The sequence below is a fragment of the Parafrankia discariae genome (genome assembly GCF_000373365.1).
In the GTDB taxonomy this organism is placed as follows: Bacteria; Actinomycetota; Actinomycetes; order Frankiales; family Frankiaceae; genus Parafrankia; species Parafrankia discariae.
In genome coordinates, this window is the sequence record NZ_KB891208.1 from 287,694 (window position 1) to 306,405 (window position 18,712).

The 18,712-nt window shown below is 74.5% G+C and carries 14 protein-coding genes; 7 read left to right on the top strand and 7 right to left on the bottom strand.

Annotated features, from left to right (window positions below; genetic code table 11):
- Positions 1-47: 47 nt before the first annotated feature.
- Positions 48-827, bottom strand: coding sequence for an endonuclease/exonuclease/phosphatase family protein (locus B056_RS0112685; RefSeq protein WP_026239635.1), 780 nt, complete (start codon positions 825-827; stop codon positions 48-50).
- Between the two features lie 29 nt (positions 828-856).
- Positions 857-2,155, bottom strand: a complete 1,299-nt coding sequence (locus B056_RS0112690; RefSeq protein ID WP_020572471.1) for a helix-turn-helix domain-containing protein — start codon at positions 2,153-2,155, stop codon at positions 857-859.
- Between the two features lie 67 nt (positions 2,156-2,222).
- Here B056_RS0112690 and B056_RS0112695 point away from each other — a divergent pair, with 67 nt between their 5' ends.
- From B056_RS0112695 to B056_RS0112705, 3 genes are all read left to right on the top strand, one after another.
- Positions 2,223-2,492: a hypothetical protein gene (locus B056_RS0112695; RefSeq protein WP_020572472.1), complete on the top strand. Its 270-nt coding sequence runs from the start codon at positions 2,223-2,225 to the stop codon at positions 2,490-2,492.
- A gap of 196 nt (positions 2,493-2,688) precedes the next feature.
- A complete protein-coding gene (locus B056_RS0112700; protein ID WP_018502243.1) occupies positions 2,689-3,945 on the top strand; it encodes a M16 family metallopeptidase in 1,257 nt (418 codons plus the stop codon).
- A gap of 82 nt (positions 3,946-4,027) precedes the next feature.
- Positions 4,028-5,395, top strand: a complete 1,368-nt coding sequence (locus B056_RS0112705) for a M16 family metallopeptidase (protein WP_018502244.1) — start codon at positions 4,028-4,030, stop codon at positions 5,393-5,395.
- A 51-nt stretch (positions 5,396-5,446) separates the two neighbouring features.
- On the opposite strand, the gene B056_RS44345 is transcribed toward B056_RS0112705, so the two are convergent.
- Positions 5,447-6,874, bottom strand: a complete 1,428-nt coding sequence (locus tag B056_RS44345; RefSeq protein WP_018502245.1) for an ANTAR domain-containing protein — start codon at positions 6,872-6,874, stop codon at positions 5,447-5,449.
- 188 nt (positions 6,875-7,062) lie between these two features.
- Positions 7,063-7,302, bottom strand: coding sequence for a mycoredoxin (locus B056_RS0112715; RefSeq protein ID WP_018502246.1), 240 nt, complete (start codon positions 7,300-7,302; stop codon positions 7,063-7,065).
- Between the two features lie 147 nt (positions 7,303-7,449).
- Between B056_RS0112715 and B056_RS0112720 the strand changes: the two genes are divergently transcribed.
- From B056_RS0112720 to B056_RS0112735, 4 genes are all read left to right on the top strand, one after another.
- Positions 7,450-9,702 carry an ATP-dependent DNA helicase UvrD2 gene (locus tag B056_RS0112720; protein ID WP_018502247.1) on the top strand — a complete coding sequence of 751 codons (2,253 nt, stop codon included), beginning with the start codon at positions 7,450-7,452 and terminating at the stop codon, positions 9,700-9,702.
- Between the two features lie 344 nt (positions 9,703-10,046).
- Entirely contained in the window at positions 10,047-10,235 is a 189-nt protein-coding gene (locus tag B056_RS0112725) for a hypothetical protein (RefSeq protein WP_018502248.1), read from the top strand.
- Positions 10,236-10,406: 171 nt separating this feature from the next.
- On the top strand, positions 10,407-10,736 hold the full coding sequence (locus tag B056_RS0112730) for a WhiB family transcriptional regulator (protein WP_230202968.1): 330 nt from the start codon (positions 10,407-10,409) through the stop codon (positions 10,734-10,736).
- A gap of 109 nt (positions 10,737-10,845) precedes the next feature.
- Positions 10,846-12,954 carry an alkaline phosphatase family protein gene (locus B056_RS0112735; protein WP_018502250.1) on the top strand — a complete coding sequence of 703 codons (2,109 nt, stop codon included), beginning with the start codon at positions 10,846-10,848 and terminating at the stop codon, positions 12,952-12,954.
- A gap of 947 nt (positions 12,955-13,901) precedes the next feature.
- Here the strand turns inward: B056_RS0112735 and B056_RS0112740 are convergent.
- The 3 genes from B056_RS0112740 to B056_RS0112750 form a co-directional block, all read right to left on the bottom strand.
- Positions 13,902-15,599, bottom strand: a complete 1,698-nt coding sequence (locus B056_RS0112740) for an ABC1 kinase family protein (protein WP_018502251.1) — start codon at positions 15,597-15,599, stop codon at positions 13,902-13,904.
- Between the two features lie 55 nt (positions 15,600-15,654).
- Entirely contained in the window at positions 15,655-16,845 is a 1,191-nt protein-coding gene (locus B056_RS0112745) for a ThiF family adenylyltransferase (protein WP_018502252.1), read from the bottom strand.
- A gap of 459 nt (positions 16,846-17,304) precedes the next feature.
- Entirely contained in the window at positions 17,305-18,663 is a 1,359-nt protein-coding gene (locus B056_RS0112750; protein WP_018502253.1) for a zinc-dependent metalloprotease, read from the bottom strand.
- Positions 18,664-18,712 lie beyond the last annotated feature (49 nt).

Genomic DNA, 18,712 nt, shown 5'->3' on the forward strand with positions numbered 1-18,712 from the left:
GGGCCCCGGCCCGGTGGCCCCGGCCCGGTGGGCGGCGGAGCGGGGTGTCAGCGGCGGAGGTCGGTGAGGAGGGCGAGGTGGTCGGAGATCTGGGTGCGGCGGGCCTCGGTGGTGGCGACGGTGCCGACCGGGCCGCGGGCGAGAACGTGGTCGAGCTGCACCCGGGGTGCGTGCGCGGGGTAGGTGCGGTGGGTGGCGAGCCGGCGCCATCCGGTGAGCGCGGTCGGTAGCCGGCCCGGCAGGTTCAGGTCGCCGAGCAGCACGACCGGCCCGGCGACGCCGCGCAGCCCGCGCACCAGCCGGCGGAGCTGGAACGCGTTCCACCCCGGCGCGAAGGACAGATGGGTGGTCACCACGGTCAGTGGTCCGCTGGTGGTCTCGACGACAGCCGCGAGCGCGACCCGCGGTTCGTCGTCGAGCAGGATGAGTCGGGCCCGGCGGTTCGCTCCCGGGGCGAGGACCGGGGAGCTCACCGGCGCGCGGCCGAGTGGAACCACCCACCACCGGTGCACCGGCAGCCTGCTGACCAGCGCGATTCCGTAGGCGGGCTCGTCGGCGCGGCGCTCGCCCTCCGCCGGCCGCCAGCGGTGCCCCGGGGTGCCGTACACGGTGGGGGCGAAGCGCCAGCCGGTGTCGGGGGCGCCGAGCGCCGTCGCGGCGGCGGCGGCGAGGTCCCCGCCACCGGAGCGGGGCTGCGCCAGGTCGACCTCCTGCAGGCCGAGGACGTCGCAGTCGAGGTCGGCGACGGCCGCGGCGAAGCGGTCCACCTCGACCCGCCCGTCGGCGAGGGACAGGCCGTGCATCACGTTGAACGAGCCCACCCGCACAGTACGGACCGTAGCGCGAACGCCGCCCGTCAGCCGGCCCGGACGGGCATTCCCACACCCGGGACGCCTGTCGAGCCCGTGACACCCGCGGAGCCCGCCACGCCCGCGGAGCCCTGGACGCCCGTCGCGTCGGGCGGGGGCGGTGCCGCCGGGTCGCCCGGGCGTTGGCCGGTCAGGGCACGCAGGACGAGTTCGAGCTCGAAGCGGGTGTCGGGGTCGTCCAGCGCGTCGCCGAACAGCTCGCGCAGCTGGCTGACCCGGTAGCGGACGGTCTGCGGATGGATGTGCAGCCGCTCGGCCACCAGCCGGCGCTGCCCGTGCAGGGCCAGCCAGTAGAGCAGGGTCTCGGCCAGCCGGGCCCGGGTGCGTTCGGGCAGCCCGGCGAGCGGGGCGACCCGGCGGCGGGTGAGGTCGTCGAGCAGCCCGGGGTCGCGGGCCAGCAGCAGGGCGGTCAGGTGGTCGTCGGTGAACAGCGGGTCCTGCCCGGCCGCGGTGGGCAGCCGGCCGGCCAGCCGGGCGGCGCGGGCCAGCCCGGCGCGTTCCACGCTGCCGGTCACCTCCTGCCAGGGGACGGTCGGGCCGACCACCGCCCCTGTGCCGTCGAGGCGGTCGGCCAGCCAGCTGCGCCGGGCCGGCTCGTCGGCGTCCCCGACGAACACCCAGAAGTCGACGCCGTGGCCGGTGCGCGGGCAGCCGGTGGGCAGCCGCGGCGGGAGCTGCCCGTCGGGCCCGGTCGGCACCAGGACGGCCGCCATCCGGTCGGGCAGCCGGAACGCCCCCGCGGCGGCGGCCTGTTCGATGGTGACGGGGTCGGTGCCGGAGAGCAGCAGCTCGCCGAGCCGGTCCCACAGCCGTTCCCGCTGGCCAGCGACCTCGAACTGGGCCAGCGCGTAGCCCTCCGCGGAGGCGGCGGAGATCCCGTCGATGTAGGCGAACATCATCTCGGCGAGGGAGACGAGCCCGGCGGCGTCCAGGCCGGCGTGGCGGGCGGCCTCGCCGAGCCGGCGCCAGGAGATCCGCGCGCCCACCCGGTAGGCGCTGAGCAGGTTGTCCAGCGAGCGCCCGGCCCGCACCTCGCCGCGCCCCAGCCGCACGTAGACGTCGCGCCCCGCGGCCAGGTCGGGGGCGGCGTCCGGGCCGGCCTCGACGATGGCGAGGAAGCGGGCCAGCGCCTCGTCCACGCCGCGCCGCACGCCCTGTCCGAACGACCCCTCCAGCGGGCGGGCGTAGGCGGGCACCTCACCCGCGATGGCGGCGATGATCTCGTCACCGAGCTCGCGCAGCTCACCGGCGAGGCAGCCGCCCAGCCCGGGCGGAAATTGTCCCACCGGGACAGTCTGCGCTTCTGGCCCGTAGGTGGGGGTGCCGGCTGGCCCGGGGAGCACAATCGGTGCCGTGGACACGCCTACCGGCATCGTCAGCGTGCTGCTCACCGGTGCTGTGGTCGGCCTGCTGGGCCGGGCGGTCGTCCCGGCGCGGCGTCGGGCGCCGATCGGCTGTCTCATGACGGTTCTGATCGGTCTGCTGGGCGCGGCGCTCGGGCTGGTGGTCGCGACGAGTGTCGACGGCGGCTGGCCGCTGACCCTGCTGCTGCAGGTGGCGGTGGCCGCGGTGCTGGTGTTTCTGGTCTCCGCCGCGGGCAGCGGTGGGCGCCGTCATCCCTGACGGTGTTCAGGTTGCCCTTTCGTAGTCCTCTGGTCCGCGCGAGGAGATCTGGCGGGGTGGCGGAGCCGGCCGAAGGTCGCCGGCCGGACGGCGTGGGCAGTAGCGTGGCGATGTGTCCTCACGCCCAGCCGCCGGCCCGCCCGCGTCCAGCGCGGTGAGGGCCACCGTGGCGGCCCCCTCGTACCCGGTTCGGCGAGTGACGCTCGACAACGGCCTGCGGGTGCTGCTCGCCCCGGACGGCACGGCCCCCGTGGTGGCGGTCGCCGTGCACTACGACGTGGGTTTCCGCTCGGAGCCGGAGGGGCGCACGGGGTTCGCGCACCTGTTCGAGCACCTGATGTTCCAGGGCAGCGAGAACGTGGGCAAGGCCGAGCACCCGAAGTACGTGCAGGCCGCCGGCGGCATCTTCAACGGGTCGACCCACCCCGACCACACGGACTACTTCGAGCTGCTGCCCTCCGGCGCGCTGGAGCTGGCGCTGTTCCTCGAGGCCGACCGGATGCGCGCCCCGCGGATCACCCGGGAGAACCTGGACAACCAGATCGCGGTGGTACAGGAGGAGATCCGGGTCAACGTGCTGAACCGGCCGTACGGCGGGTTCCCGTGGATCACCCTCCCGCCGGTCGCCTTCGACACCTTCCCGAACGCCCACAACGGCTACGGCGACTTCTCCGAGCTGGAGGCGGCCAGCCTCGACGACGCCGCCGACTTCTTCGACAAGTTCTACGCGCCGGGCAACGCGGTGCTGACCGTCGCCGGCGAGTTCGACCCCGACGCGACGCTCGAGCTCGTCCAGCGGTACTTCGGCGCCATCCCGGCCCGCCCGGTGCCGACCCGGCGCAGCTTCGCCGAGCCGGTGCGCGCCGAGGAACGCCGCGAGTCGCTCGTCGATAAACTTGCCCCACGCCCCGCGCTCGCCGTCGGCTACCGGGTGCCCGACCCCGACGCCGACCTGCCGGCGTTCCTCGCCACCTACCTGCTGACGGACGTCCTCACCACCGGTGACGCGAGCCGGCTGGAGCGGCGCCTGGTCCAGAAGGACCGTTCGGTGACCGCGGTCAGCAGCTACGTCGGCACCTTCGGGGACCCGTTCGACCAGCGTGACCCGCTGCTGCTGACGCTGGAGGCCCGGCACGCCGGGGACTCGACCGCCGACACGGTGCTCGCGGCCGTCGACGAGGAGCTCGACCGGCTGGCCGGTGACGGCCTGGAGCCCGGCGAGCTCGAGCGGGTGCAGGCCCAGGTGGCCTCGGCGATCCTGCGCGAGTCCGACGACGCGCTCGGCCGGGCGCTGGCGATGGCGACGTTCGAGCTGCACCGCGGCCGTCCCGAGCTGCTCAACGAGCTGCCCGGGCTGCTGTTTGAGGTGACCGCCGACGCGGTCGCCGCGGCCGCGGGCGCGCTGCGCACCCAGGGCCGCTCCGTGCTGGAGCTGCGGGCGGGAGCCGCCTGATGGCGCACGCCGGGCCGGCGAGCGAGATGATCCCGAGCGGGACGGTCCGCGGTGGCATCCCCCGTCCGGGGGACGAGGAGGCATGGTGACGACGACCGCTGCGGCCACGGCCGAGATCCCCGTGCCCGCCGAGGCCGGGTCGAAGATCCCGGCGGTGATCCCGACCGTTCCGCGTGAGCTGCCGGCCGTCGTGCGGCGCACACTGCCCAACGGCCTGCGCGTGGACGTCGTCGCCCGCTCCAGCGTCCCGCTGGTCGAGCTGCGGCTGCGCGTCCCGTTCGCCGGGTCCGGGCTGGTCCACCTGGCCGAGGCCGAGTTGCTGGCGGAGACCATCCTCACCGGCTCGAGCCGGTGCGACCGGGTCGGCCTGGCGACCGCCGTGCAGGCCCTCGGCGGGTCGCTGCGGGCCGGCGTCGACGCCGACCGGCTGGCGATCGTCAGCTCCGCGCTCGCGACCAGCCTCGAACCGCTGCTCGCGCTGATCGCCGACGTCCTGACCACCGCGAGCTACCCCGACAGCGAGTTCGACGGCGAGCGGGACCGGATCGTCGAGGACACGACGATCGCGCTCAGCCAGCCGGCCGTGATCGCCCGTGAGGCGCTGGTGCGCCGGATGTTCGGCGACCACCCCTACGGCAGCGCCATCATCCCGCCGTCGGTGCTCTCCGAGGTCCGGGTCGAGCGGGTGCGGTCGCTGCACGCCGCCCGGGTCTGCCCGGGCGGAGCCATCCTCACCCTGGTCGGCGACGTCGACCCCGAGCGCGCGCTGGACGCCGTCGAGGCCGCGTTCGGGTCGTGGGCGGGCACCGCCGCCCCGGGCCACCCGCCCGCGTCCGTGGCCACCGCCGGCCCGATCCTGATCGTCGACCGCCCGGGCGCGGTGCAGACGAACATCAGGATGGGCGGGCGCGCTCTCAACCGCTCCGCGCCGGCCCATCCCGCGCTCCGGCTCGCGAGCACGATCTTCGGCGGCTACTTCAGCTCGCGGCTCGTCTCCAACATCCGCGAGGACAAGGGATACACGTACTCCCCGCGCAGCTCGGTCGACCACCACCAGGCCGGCTCCCGCTTCACCGTCGCCGCGGACGTCTCCACCGACGTCACCGGCCCGGCGCTGCTCGAGATCCTCTACGAGCTCGGCCGGATGGCCGTCCTGCCGCCGGAGGCCGAGGAGCTCGAGGCCGCGCGCCAGTACCTGATCGGCACGCTGGCGCTGTCGAGCGCGACCGCGGCCGGGCTCGCCGGCACCCTGTCCGGGCTCTCCGGCGCCGGGGTCGGGGTCGAGTACCTGCGTGACCATCCGCGGGCGCTCGCGACCGTCACCGCGGCGGACGTCCAGGCGGTCTCCGCGGAGCTGCTGGCCCCGTCGGGGCTGGTGACCGTGCTGGTGGGGGACGCGTCGAAGATCACCGACGCGGTACGGGCGCTCGGAGCCGTCGAGTCGGCCTGAGCGACGGTGCCGGAGACGACGACGGTGCCGGGGTCAGCGGCGGGCGCGGGGTCAGCGGCGGCTCGGCGCGGCGCGCGGCGGTGTCGGGCGCGGTTGGCCGCCCCCGGAGCCGCTCGGGGAACCGCCCGCGGGCCCGCCCGCGGCGCCCGGTCCGCCGCCGCGGCCGCTGAGCTCCCCGGGCAGGGTGATCCGCGGGTCGCCCACCGAATCCACTACCTGGCGGGCGAGGTCGTGCACCCGCCGGCCCAGCCCGCGGGCGGTGCGGCGCAGCCGCTCGAAGGCGTCCCGAGGCTTGATGTGGTTGCGCTCGGCGAGCACGCCGATCGCCTGCTCGACGATGACCCGGGACGCCAGCGCGTGCTCGAGCTGGATCACCGACAGCCTGAGCTGCTCGGTCTCGTTGAGGTCGCGGTCGGCGCGCCGGGGTCGCCCGGGCGGGCTGAGATCCTCGGCCAGCAGGTCGGCCAGGACCATCGCGGAGATCAGGTCGCCGACCGGGCGGATCTCGGCACCGGGTCCCTCGACGATCCAGCCGGTGGGCGCGCGGCGCAGCCGCATGTCGGAGGCGCCGGGAACGGGAACACCGCCGGTGGCGCCCGCCCCGCCGGGCCCGCGCGCGGTGCCCGGCCGGGGTGGTCCTGACCGGGGCGGTCCAGGTCGTGGTGTCCCGGGTCGACCCGCCGGCCCGGGCCTGATCGCGCGGGCGACGGCGTCCGGGGTGGGGATCCGGCCGTGGCCGCCGGCCGGCGGGGGCGGTTGTGCTCCGTGCGATGCCCGCTCCGGGCCGGCAGCCGCCGTCGGCGAGCTCGCCGCCCCCGTACCGGGCCCGGGCGCGCCGGTCGCCGCGTCACTGGACGTCAGGCCACCGGACGGCGCGGCATGGGCTGGCGCGGTGTCCGGTGGCGTGACGTCAGGTGACGTGACGTCAGGTGACGTGACGGTGCCGGGCGTGGCGGTGCCGGGCGGGTGAGCCGGGCCGGCCGTCCGCCCGGCGGGCCCCGCCCCGCCCGGCTCGCCGCCCGGGGCACCGTTCTCGGTGCCCCGGGCGCCCGTTCCGTCACCCTCCGCCTCGTTACTGGCAGCAACCCCCGAGGAGGCCTCCCGCCCGAGTTGGTCGCGGAGTGCGTCCGACGCTCCCAGACTGTCCGCAATCGCCCTCAGTACACTGAGTGTCTCGGCGGGAATGGTGAGTGACGACCGGTCGAGGCCGGTGAGGATGCCGAGAACGGCCCCGTCCGGCCCGACGACGGGCATCGCGACATAGCTGAGGATGCCGAACCGTTCCGGCTCGACGGTGTCGGCCAGGGCGGGATCCTGGTCGGCCCGGGAACCCGCGGCTGGCGCTCCATCAAGCATCCGGGCAGGTAGACAGCGGGCGCGCGGAACACTCAGCCCGGAAACCAGCTCGGGGATCGGCCCGGTCACCCGTAGGTAGGTGGCAACATCCGCCGACACCGCGACGAGGCACGTCTGCTCCATCTGGTGGAGTGCGTGCGTGGCTCTCAGCGCGGCGTCGACCGTGCTCCACGGGAGTCCTGAAGGTGCTGACGACACAGGCCGAACTCTCCCACAAAGTTCACGGGCAGTGACGGACACCGTCCCACGAGCCGGCCGCGTGTGCGTCGGGAAGGAATGAACTCCCGAAAGATCGTCGCCCTACGTATCCGTTATGCGGCGGAAGTGACCTTCTCGGTGACCTGGCGGAGGGTCGGATTCGTCATCACCGTCCCATCGGGGAAGACGACGGTCGGTACGGTCGCGTTGCCGTTGTTCGCATCGCGGACAAGTTGCTCTGCTGTCGGGTCCTGCTCGATGTCGACCGTCACGTACTCCACCCCCGCCCGGTCCAACTGGCCCTTGAGACGGACGCAGTAGCCACACCAGGGGGTGGTGTACATCGTGAGCACGGTGGAACCTCCGTTGACGACGATCCGTCAGATGACGGACTGCGGGCGGTGACGTCCGATGGACGGCACTTCTGCGTAGGACGCTCTGCATAACCAGGCCGTGGCGACTTCGCTTCCCCGGGCCGCGCCCGGTTACCGTGTCCGGTGATGTCCGGACCCAGCGCCCCCGAGGCTCGTCGCGCGGCGTCGCCGCCCGATCGTCGATCGTCACCTGATCCGGTCACGCCGGTCACGCCGGTCACGCCGGTCGATCCGGCCGGCGCCGAAGCGGAGCAGGGGCTCGACCCCGAGCAGCTCGCCGCCGTGCTCGCCCCGCTCGGGCCGGTCTGCATCCTCGCCGGCGCGGGCACCGGCAAGACCCGCACCATCACCCACCGGATCGCGCACATGGTCAGCGAACGGGAGGTCGGGGCGGGGCAGATCCTCGCCGTCACCTTCACCAACCGGGCCGCCGGTGAACTGCGCGGCCGGCTGCGGGTGATGGGTGTGGACGGCGTCCAGGCCCGCACCTTCCACGCGGCCGCGCTGCGCCAGCTCGGCTACTTCTGGCCGTCCGTCGCCGGGGCGGCGCTGCCGAGGCTGGAGAAGAGCCGGATCCCGCTGATGGCGAAGGCCGCGAACCGGGTCCGGCTGCGCCCGGACCGCGCCGAGCTGCGCGACCTCACCTCCGAGGTCGAGTGGGCGAAGGCGTCGATGGTGGCGCCCGCCGACTACGTCCGCCACGCCGCCGCCCACGGCCGGGAGAGCTCCTTCGCGCCCGACGTCGTCGCCCGCCTCTACGAGGCCTACGAGGAGGTCAAGAGCGAGGCGGGGGTCCTCGACTTCGACGACCTGCTGCTGCTGACCGCCGCCGTGGTCGAGGAGCACGGCTGGGTCGCCACCGAGCTCCGCGCCCGCTACCGCCACTTCGTCGTCGACGAGTACCAGGACGTCAACCCGCTGCAGCAGCGGGTGCTCGACGCCTGGCTCGGTGACCGCGACAGCCTGTGCGTCGTCGGGGACGCGAACCAGACCATCTACTCCTTCACCGGCGCCACCGCGCGGCACCTGGTGGAGTTCCCGCGCCGGTTCCCGGCCGCGACGGTCGTCCGCCTCGTCCGGGACTACCGCTCCACCCCCCAGGTGGTCGCGCTGGCGAACCGGCTGCTCGACGGTGCCGCTCCGCCCGGCCCGCCCGCCCCCGACGCGCGGGGGGCGTCGGGGCGGCTCGTCGCGATGCGTCCGCGCGGCCCGGAACCCGTGTGGCTGGAGTCCGACAGCGAGCCCGAGGAGGCCGCCGCCGTGGCCCGGCGGATCCGCGGCCTGCTCGGCACGGGCGTCCCGGCCAGCGAGATCGCCGTGCTGTACCGGATCAACGCCCAGTCGGAGGCGTACGAGACGGCGCTGGGCCGGGCGGAGATCCCCTACCTCGTCCGCGGCGGCGAGAAGTTCTTCGAGCGGCCCGAGGTGACCGGCGCGGTGCGGATGCTGCGGGCCGCGCTGCGCTCCGCCGAGACCGACCGCCCCGGCGGGCTCACCGACGTGGTCGCGGACGTCCTCAGCTCGCTCGGCTGGCGGCCGGGGTCGCCGCCGGCCGGGCCGGGTGCCGACCGTGAGCGCTGGGAGAACCTGGCCGCGCTGCACCGCCTCGCCGTCGACCTCGAGGCCCGCCAGCCCGAGGCCGATCTCGCCGTCTTCGCCGCCGACCTCGCCGAGCGCGCGGCGCACCAGCACACCCCGACGGTGCAGGGCGTCACCCTCGCCTCGCTGCACGCGGCCAAGGGCCTCGAGTGGGACGCGGTGTTCCTGGTCGGCCTCGTCGACGGGATGCTGCCCATCGTGCACGCCCAGACCGACGAGCAGCTCGCCGAGGAACGCCGACTCCTCTACGTCGGGGTCACCCGGGCGCGGGTCCACCTGACGCTGTCCTGGGCACTGGCACGGGCCGAGGGCGCGCGCCGCTCCCGGCGGCCGTCCCGGTTCCTGGACGAGCCGCGCCGCGCGGCTGAGGCCTCCCGGGGCGGCTCGTCCGCGGCCCGCTCCGCCGCGGCGCGCGCGGAGCCCGGCGCCGCCGGCCCCGGCCGTGGCCGCGCGCGGAGCCGGTCGAGCGTGCTCTGTCGGGTCTGCGGGCGCCCGCTGGCGGGCGCCGAGGCCCGCGTCGGTCGGTGCGAGGCCTGCCCGGGCGGGCCGGTGGACGGCGAGCTGTTCGAGCGGCTGCGGGCCTGGCGCGCGCGCCGGGCGAAGGAACAGGGCGCGCCGGCCTTCGTGGTCCTCACCGACGCGACGCTGCGGCTGATCGCGGAACGGCGCCCGTCGACCGTCGCCGAGCTCGTGGCGCTGCCCGGCATCGGTCAGAGCAAGCTCGACCGCTACGGCGAGGACGTCCTGGCGCTGGTCACGGGGCGTCCACCGGTCGGCTGACCGTTCGCGGGCCGACCTCTGGTGTCGGAGCGTGACACGCCGATGGTGGGCGGAGTCGCGCTGTGGCTGAGGGTGTCTTCGTGATCACGTGGAAAATAAGTTGTCAGCGTGGGCGATGGCTCCTACCGTGTTCCATGAACACCGGAGCGCGATCAACAGCGCTCGCGGGCTGCTGGCAGCCCGTTCCTGCGCAGAGTGAGGGAGGGATCGCGATGAAGCTCGTCATGTTGGCCTATACGCGTACACGGCCCTCCCTCGGCACCTTCTGCGATCAGCCCGGTCAAGCCTGCGGCCAGCCGGCTCAGGCCCGCGTCGTCGGCCATGCCGTTCGGCGGCCCGGCGGCATGGCGTTCGAGGCCCTGCCGTTCGACGCCCTGGCGTCCGAGGTCCTGGCGCAGGGGGCGACCCTGCCCGGCGGCACCGGGCAGAGCGCCGGCACCACCACTGGCAACACGACCGTCCTGCGGGCAGCCGTGCGTTCGCTGCGCCCGCTCGCCCTGTGGGGCCCCGTCCCAGATCCGCTCCTGGCATAGCGCCGAAACGGAGCGAATCCGAGGCCGCGGACCCGACAGGGGTCCGCGGCCTTCGTGTTTTCCGGGCCCCGGTGCCCTCGTCCCCGCCATCGCTCCGGACCGGGTCCGCACCGGACAGCTCCGGTGCGGACCGGTCCGGAGCGCGAGACCCGAGCTGACCGCCGTCGATGGATGCAAGACCGAGAAACCGAACCGAAGAAACCGCCAGTGTCGGAGGTGACCCCGGTGTTCGACCCCTCGATCGTTTCCCGGATCGAGCGGGAGCGTCTCGTCCTGCCCTGCTGGGACGTGGACCCCGAGCTTTTCTTCGCTGAGTCCCCGGCGGACGTCGAGTCCGCCAAGTCCGTCTGTGTGGACTGCCCGGTGCGACTCGCCTGTCTGGCAGCCGCCATCGACAGGAACGAACCGTGGGGAGTCTGGGGAGGTGAACTCGTCGTGACGGGCCGTGTCGTGCCCCGCAAGCGCCCCCGTGGCCGCCCGCGCAAGGAGGTGGCCGCCTGAGACCTGGTCAGGTGGGCCGGTGGCGGGACGTCGATTCGTCGGCGTCCCGCCCCGTGGAGTTGGCATGTGCTTCTCCTGGTGGTGCCCCCGGCGCCGGTAGTGTGCGACCGTGCCCAGCAGCGAGCGCGCGTACCCGGTCCGCAGCGGTGCCACTCCCGACCGCGTCGCCACCTCCGACCGCGTCGCCACCGTCGCCGAGGCGCCGGCCGGTACTCCCGCGCAGGTCGTCCCCGCCGGGGAGCCTCCCGCGAGCACCGCGGCCGCCACCTCGGCTGGAACGGCCACCTCGGCTGGAACGGCCACTTCGGCCGTGTCGGCCCCAACGGCCACGGCCGCTGTGCCGACCACCGCCACCGCCGGCGTGACGACCACCGCGGCCGGGGGTGCCACCGCGGTCGAGGTGACCGAGGCAGCCGGGGTCGCCGGGGTGGGCGGAGCGGCCGGGGCGGCGAGGGTGGCTGAGGTGGCCGCCCGGCCCGGGCTGGCATCGGCGGTGGCCGTCCTCACCCGGCCCGATCTCGCCCACGTCGTCGACCTGGTCGCGTGGGTCGAGGACGGCTGGTTGCACGTCGCGAACGCCGACGGCGCGTCGCGCCTGCCGGTCGACGACCCGGACGGGCCGTGGGAGGTTCTGCGCGGCCGGGATCCGGTCGCCGTCCAGGACCCGATGCACGGCGTTCCGTTGGCGGCCGCGCTCGCCGACCCGTCACCGCCGGCCGCGCGTAACGCCTATCCGTTCGCGGGGCGGCGCCTGCTGTCCATGTTCGCCGACCCGACGCGCTCGCCGGACATCGCCGTCGTCCACACCCCGCGGCACTACTGGCCAGAACGGGGCGGTCACCTGGGGGAGCACGGCTCGCTGGACGCCGGGCAGTCCCGGGCGCCGTTCGTCCTGTCCGGGGCCGGTGTGACCGCCCGCGGCCTGCTGCCGAGGGTCGCCCGGGTGATCGACGTCGGCCCGACCCTGGCCGCGCTCGCCGGGGCGGCGATGCCCGAGGCGGAGGGAACCGCGCCCGACGATCTGGCCGGCCCGGGAGCCCGGCACGTGGTCGGGCTGCTGTGGGACGGGACGAACTGCAACGATCTGCTCGACCTCACCGCCCGGGGAGAGCTCCCGAACGTCGCCCGCCTGCTGGCCCGCGGCGTCGCGCTGACCGGTGGCGCCGTGGCCGAGTTCCCGAGCGTGACCCTCACCAACCACACCTCGGCGATCACCGGTGCCGGCCCCGGCCGCCACGGCATCCTGCACAACGTCTACTTCGACCGCGCGACCGACCGCCAGGTGATCACTAACGAGGCCGCGACCTGGCACGTCGCCTGTGACCAGCTCCGGGACGGCGTGTCGACGGTGTTCGAGGCGGTGACCCGCTCCCGCCCCGGGGCCGAGACGGCCTGCGTGAACGAGCCGATCGACCGCGGTGCGAGCTACTCGACGTTCGGCCTGGTGCGAGCCCTCGGGGTCGGCCCGGCCGCGGGCGACGGGGGCTCCGATGGCGGAGGCTCCGGTGGCGGGATGGAGGACTACCTGCCGGCCGCCGAGGGTGACCCGCACGCGAGCGCCGAGTGGGTCACCGCCGACCCGAACTACGCCTGGTCGACGAGAGTGGACGCGCTGGGACTGAACCAGATCATCGACCTGTGGGCCGAAGGCCGGGAACCACCCGCGCTGACCTGGTGGAACACCACCATCACCGACACCGGTCATCACGGTGGCGGGCCCTACTCGCCCGAGGCCCGCGCCGCGCTGGCCGACGCCGACCGCCGGCTGGGGGTGTTCCTCGACCTGGTGGAGCGCCGTGGCCGCGCCGACCAGACGGCCATCCTGCTCACCGCCGACCACGGATTCGAAGCGGCCGACCCCGACTGCCGCGGTGACTGGGACGTCGCCCTGCACCGCGCCGGAGTGGTCTTCCGGGACGAGGGCTACGGCTTCATCTACCTGGGCCTCACCGGCGACGACGACCCCTCGACCGCCGCCACCGCCGATCCGGCCGGCCCGGCCGGTGCCGGGAACTCAGGCGGTGCCGGGAACTCAGGCGGTATCGCGGATCCGGCGTATTCCAGAGGCGAGACGCGGTCCGAGGAGCAGGCGCGGTCAGAGGAGCAGGCGCGGCGCGGAGACCTGGCCACGCCAGATGGCCCGGCGGACCAGGGCGGAGCGAGCGACCCGGGGGCTCGCCCGACGGCCACCCTGCCGCCGCAGCCGTCAGGCACCTGAGCTCCGCCCGGCCCCGTCCCGTCCCGCCCGGCCCCGTCCCGTCCCGTCCCGTCCCGCCCGGCCCCGTCCCGTCCCGCCCGGCCCCGTCCCGTCCCGCCCGGCCCCGTCCCGTCCCGTCCCGCCCGGCCCCGTCCCGTCCCGTTCGGCCCCGTCCGGCCCGGCCCCGGACCGAGGCCGGTTTGCCGTGCCTGGGGCGGCACCGGGTCACGATAAAGCCACTCATCGGACATAAACCCCCAATGTGTCGGGCGGCCTGCTCGCCGTTTGATTTCCTTCTCGCCCTTTCGGAGCGGGATGCTCCGAGGTTGACCCCCGAAAGGGCAAGAAAAATGTCAAAGGGCGAGCAGGGTGGAGATCGTTGGAGCAGGTCCGGCCCGGAATCTCGGCGTCCGAGAGGGATCTGGTGGGGCGAGCCACCGAAGTGTGTTGCTCTGGTCAGCCCATCTGCGGCTGGGACAACACACTTCGCCGGGGCCCGGGTCGAGTGACGATGAGTGCCGGTGGCTGGTCGAAGAGTGTCGAGTCGGTCCACGCGCTTCTTGCCCGGGACCACGGCGCCGCGGAGGGCGCGGACCGTGGCCGTACGGCACGGCCAGAGCGCTGCTCGCCGGATCGACCCTGACACGACTCGCTCTGCACCGGTCCCCGACCGGGTCCCCGACCGTTCTCGGACGATCCCGAGTGTTTCCGAGTGTTTCCGAGCGATCCCGGGTGTTTCCGGCCGGGTCCCGGGTTTTCCCGACCGGTGGTCCCTACCGTTCCCAGGCGTTCGGACGATTCCGCGTGACCCCGGGGTTTCCGGCGGGGCTGCTCTGGTCTGGGCGGGTCGGCGCTGACACTGGTGGTGCCGGATCTGGGCCCCTTCCAACCCAAACCAATAGGTCAGACCAAACCAGCAGATCGGAGACTCGACATGCCCGAGTCGGGGAACCTGGTCGACGTTCGGGTCAGCCGGATTCGGGCTGGGTCCCCGCTTCGGGCTGGGCTTCCTTCTCGAGCTTGTGCCGGTTTCGAGGAGCTGGCCGGGCCTGCCGAGATGGTCGACTGGTCTCGGGTGGACCCGCCTGCTGCGGCGTGCTGGCGTTCGCCGGCCCGGCCTGTTCCGCCGGCCCGGCCTGTACCGGTGCCCCGGGCTGTTGCGGTGCCCCGGGCTGTTGCGATGGGCGGACTCGGCTGCGCGCACGCGAGCGTCCCGAGCGCTGTGTCGGGGTGGTGGCGAGGACCACCGGCCCGGATAGCGGGCGGATGACCCCGGTGTCGTCCTCGACGTGGAGTCGGGGCAGACGGCGGTTCGGCCGGTTCGCGGACGCCGCGTGCCGCGCGGCGGCGCTGCGGGGTGGGGCGAACCCGGGCTGCCAGCGTTCCATCTCGGCCCGGAACGGACCGGAGCTGCCGAGCTGGCAGAGGATCCCGATCGCGCCGAGCGTCACCCGGTGGATCAGCAGATAGGACGGCGGCAGGTTGAGCTGGCGGCCGAGCTGCGCCGCGGCGGAACGCCAGTCGCTGAGCCGGAGTGCCTCCCCACGTAGCCAGCCGCGGGAGAAGGTGAACTCGTCGTCGGTGATCGGCGCGAGCATCGGTGCCAGGTAGTCGAGCAGGTCGTCCGCGGGGATGGTGACGCCCTCGGGGATGAACCCCTCCGCCCGCAGCCCCTCGGCGACGGCGTCGGCGTCCCCGGCGAGGGTCAGCCGGGCGAGCCGGCCGATCGGCTCGGGCAGGCCTCCGGGCAGGCGGTTCACCGCTCCGAAGTCGAGAACACCGAGCCGGCCGTCCGCGAGGAGCCGGAAGTTGCCCGGGTGCGGGTCGGCGTGGAGCAGCCCGGCCCGGCCGGGGCAGGAGTAGAGGAAGCGGACCAGGAGCAGCCCGGCACGGTCTCGCTCCTCCTGCGTCCCCCGGTCGATGATGGTCGACAGCGGTACCCCGTCGATCCACTCGCTGACCAGGACCCGGTCCGCCCCGGCGATCGGCCGGGGGACGACGATGTCCGGATCTTCGGCGTACGCCTCTGCGAACGCCCGCTGCCAGGCGGCTTCGAGCCGATAGTCGAGCTCCTCGGTGATACGCGCCTTGAGCTCCGTGACCAGCGGCTTTATGTCGAGGCCGGGCGTCAGCGCGCCGAAGAGCCGGGCGGCGCGGCCCAACTGGTTCAGATCCGCGAGCAGGGCCGCGCCCGCCCCCGGGTACTGGATCTTCACCGCGACGGCCCGGCCGTCCGCCCAGACGGCGCGGTGCACCTGGCCGATGCTCGCGGCGGCGGCGGGTGTGTCGTCGAAGCTGGTGAACAGGGCTCGCCATTCGGGACCGAGCTCGTCGGCGAGAACCTTGTGCACCGTGGCGGCGGGCAGCGGCGGCGCCGCCTCCTGCAGTTTTGTCAGCGCGGCTCGGTAGGGGCCGGCGACCTCGTCAGGCAGCGCGGCCTCGAAGACGGACAGCGCCTGCCCGAGCTTCATGGCCCCGCCCTTGAGGTCGCCGAGCACCCGGAAGATCTGTGCCGCCGTGCGTTGCTGTAGCTCGGTCGCGACGGCCTCGGCGGGTCTGCCACCGAGGCGCTTTCCGACGCCGAGTGTCGCCCGGCCGGCGATGCCGATCGGGAGGGTCGCGAGCTTGGCGGTGCGGACGACCGCTCGCCGTGGGATGTCGGACACAGCTCCATCGTGCCTCCTCAGGCCGGATGCCGCGCCGCCCGCGCCGTACCCGTGTTCAGACGGCCGGGCTGGGGCCGATGGCATCCGTGGAGCTGGACGAGGTGAACACGGGCGGCGACAGGCCGGACTGGTCTCCGGGGTCCGGCGAGTCGGCCGCGGCGCGCGCGGTGCGGCAGGGGCACTCCGGGTGCACCGGCCAGGTGCGGCGCCGGATCCGCAGATCGGATCGGTCGACCTCCAGGGTGCCGCCGGCGGTGGCGGGCAGGCCTGCCGTCGATCCGCGGCCCCCCGGCGGCCTGGCCTCGAGGTAGTCGAGCGCCTGCATGACGGCCATCGAGGCGACGAGCGTGGCGAGGGAGATCTCGCAGGGGTCGGGGCCACGCCCCGACGGCCGGACCATCTGTAGCGCCAGGATCGGCCAGTCGGGGTCCCGGGCGTCGCGGTACAGGTGCTGGCAGTGCAGACACGAGCTGACCGCCGGCACCACAAGCGGCCCGACGATGCCGGTGGTCTCGCGGACGCCGGCCAGCAGATGCGGGACCCCGGACCGCTCCAGCCCCAGGCACTCGTCCGGGTGGACCAGGGGGATTCCCACCGGGGCGAGCAGGACGAGGTCGGGGCGGAAGGGCTCGATCTCGGGGGAGCGGGGTGACCGCGCGGATCCACCGGACCGCGGCGCCCCGCCGCCGACCCGCCCCATCGCGGAACGGGCGGCGAGGGCCCGGGGCCGCCCGATGTCGTCGAGCCGCAGCCCCCCGGGCGCGACATCCGCGGCGGAGGTGGAGCCGGGGTCGTCGACGATGACCTGCCCGACGCCGGCCGCGGTGAGCAGCGCCGCTATCTGGGCGCCGATCCGCCCGGCACCGCGCACGGCGACCCGGGCGAGGCGACGGGCGGCGAACACCGAGCTGGGCGGCCGCACTCCGAAGGTCGCGAGTGACATCGCGGCGACGTCCGGAGCCAGGCGGCCATGGTCGGCGTCGTCCGGAGGTGCCGGTCCGGCCGCGGCGTTGTCGTCGAGCAGCCCGGCCTGGGCCAGTATCTCGATCATCATCTGGGCGGCGGGATCGTCGGCCTGGCCGCCGGGGTCGTGGTCGGGGCCCGGTGGGTCCAGTGCGTCGAGCGCTGAGACATCCGCCGGGGTCAGGTCGGTGATGATGACGGCACGTAGTGGATCTACACCGATCTGCAGCGTGGTGCTGTCCCGCCAGAGGCGGCGAAGACCGGGTTTGAGGACCGGGCGCACGGGACCTCCTTCGCGTCGGCCGGCGCCGAGCGGGCCGGCGGCGATGACGACAGGTCCACGATGACATGAGATCGAAATGCCGCAGTGCGGATGATCGCGCCCTGTGGACAGCCCATTCCGGAACGGTCCTGACCTGTGGGCGGACCTGGCGTCTCCGGCCGGGCCGGCGGGTCGCGAACCGATCGGCCGCGGGCAGGGACGGCGGCACACACCCGGGCACGCCCGATTCGCCGCGGAGCGCGAGGCGACCGGCGTGCAGCGGCTGGCACGACCGGCGGCTGGCGCGACCGGGGGAGGAAGACGAACCCCCGGGTGGAACGTGGAGCCTCCGGCTTCCCCTTCCGGAGGCGCCTCGCATACCCGGGGGCCGCGAGGTCAAGCTACGACTGATTCGCCTTGCCGGTCAATTCGTGTGGTCCTCAGACCCGGGCATGTCACGCTGGGTCGGGAGTGTCGAGGTCAGGAAGGCGAGTCACCGGAGGACGGCGGAGTGTCTTCTCCGGGCGCGGTGTCGTCGAGTTTCTCGATTTCCGCCATGATGTCGACGTCGGAGCCAGACCCGGAGCCGGCGACGAACGCGGACGGATCCGCCAGGTCCTCCCCACCGGGCAGCAGGTCCGGATGCGCCCACACCGCGTCCCGTCCGTCGTTCCCGCGGGCCTCGCGCAACGCCTCCCACAACGCGGCGGCCTCGCGCAGCCGGCGCGGGCGCAGGGACAGGCCCACGAGGGTGGCGAAGATCTGCTCTCCCGGGCCGCCCTCGGCGCGGCGTCGGCGGACCATCTCCCGCAGCTTCGCCGCCGATGGCAGGTGTTCGGACGCGGCGGTGTCCGCGACGTGGTCCACCCAGCCCTCGATCAGCGCCAGGATCAGCTCCAGGCGGGCCAGCGCAGCCTTCTGCTCGGGGGTGTCCGCGTCGGCGAAGACGTCCTCGCCGAGCGCCTCGGTGAGCCGCTCGGGGTTCATCAGCGCGGTGGGGTCGATCATCCGCATCACGCGGCCGACCGCCTCGGGGTCCACGGCGATGCCGCGCGCGTACTCCTCGACCGCCCCCAGCACATGCGCCCGCAGCCAGGGCACATGCGCGTACAGCCGGTTCGACGCCGCCTCGCGCAGCGCCAGGTAGATGCGGACCTCCTCGTCCGCGACACCCAGGCCCTGCCCGAAGGCGGCCACGTTCGCCGGCAGCAGGGCGGCCGTGCCCGCCGGCCCCAGTGGCAGCCCGACCTCGGTCGAGCTGACCACCTCGGCCGCCAGGCTGCCGATGGCCTGGCCGACCTGCGCGCCGAAGAGCATGCCGCCGACCTGGTTCATCATCTGCACGACCGGCCCGCCGGCGCCCATCAGCCGGCCGAGGTCGAGGCCGGGCGGCAGCGCGCCCGCGAGCTCGGGCGGCAGGTCGCCGCCGCCGAGCTGGCTTAGCCCGGACGAGATCCCGGTGCGCATGGCCTCGACGACCTTGCCCGCCACCGGATCGCACAGCGTCCGCCAGACGGGCAGCGTGACCTCGATCCACTGCTCGCGGGACCACGCGGCGGCGGTGGTCGCGCCGGCCGGCAGCGCGGTCATCGGGTCGAGCCAGACATCGGCGATGCGCAGCGCCTTCTCGACCTCACCGGTCTCGGCGGCCCGCACCGCGCGGTCGTCGCCGCCCAGGGCCCGCACCGCGACCTGGCGGGCGAGCTCCCAGTTGACCGGACCGCCCTGCCAGGAGAGCAGCCGTTCGAGCTCGGCGAAGAACGGGGCCCCGCCGGCGGGGCGCTCCGGGTCGCCACCCGAGGTGGGGCCGAAGCCGAAGGGGAAGCCGCCGCCGCTCATGGGTGGGGCCTGTGGGCGTGCCGTAGGGACATGAACCCACGGTAGTGCG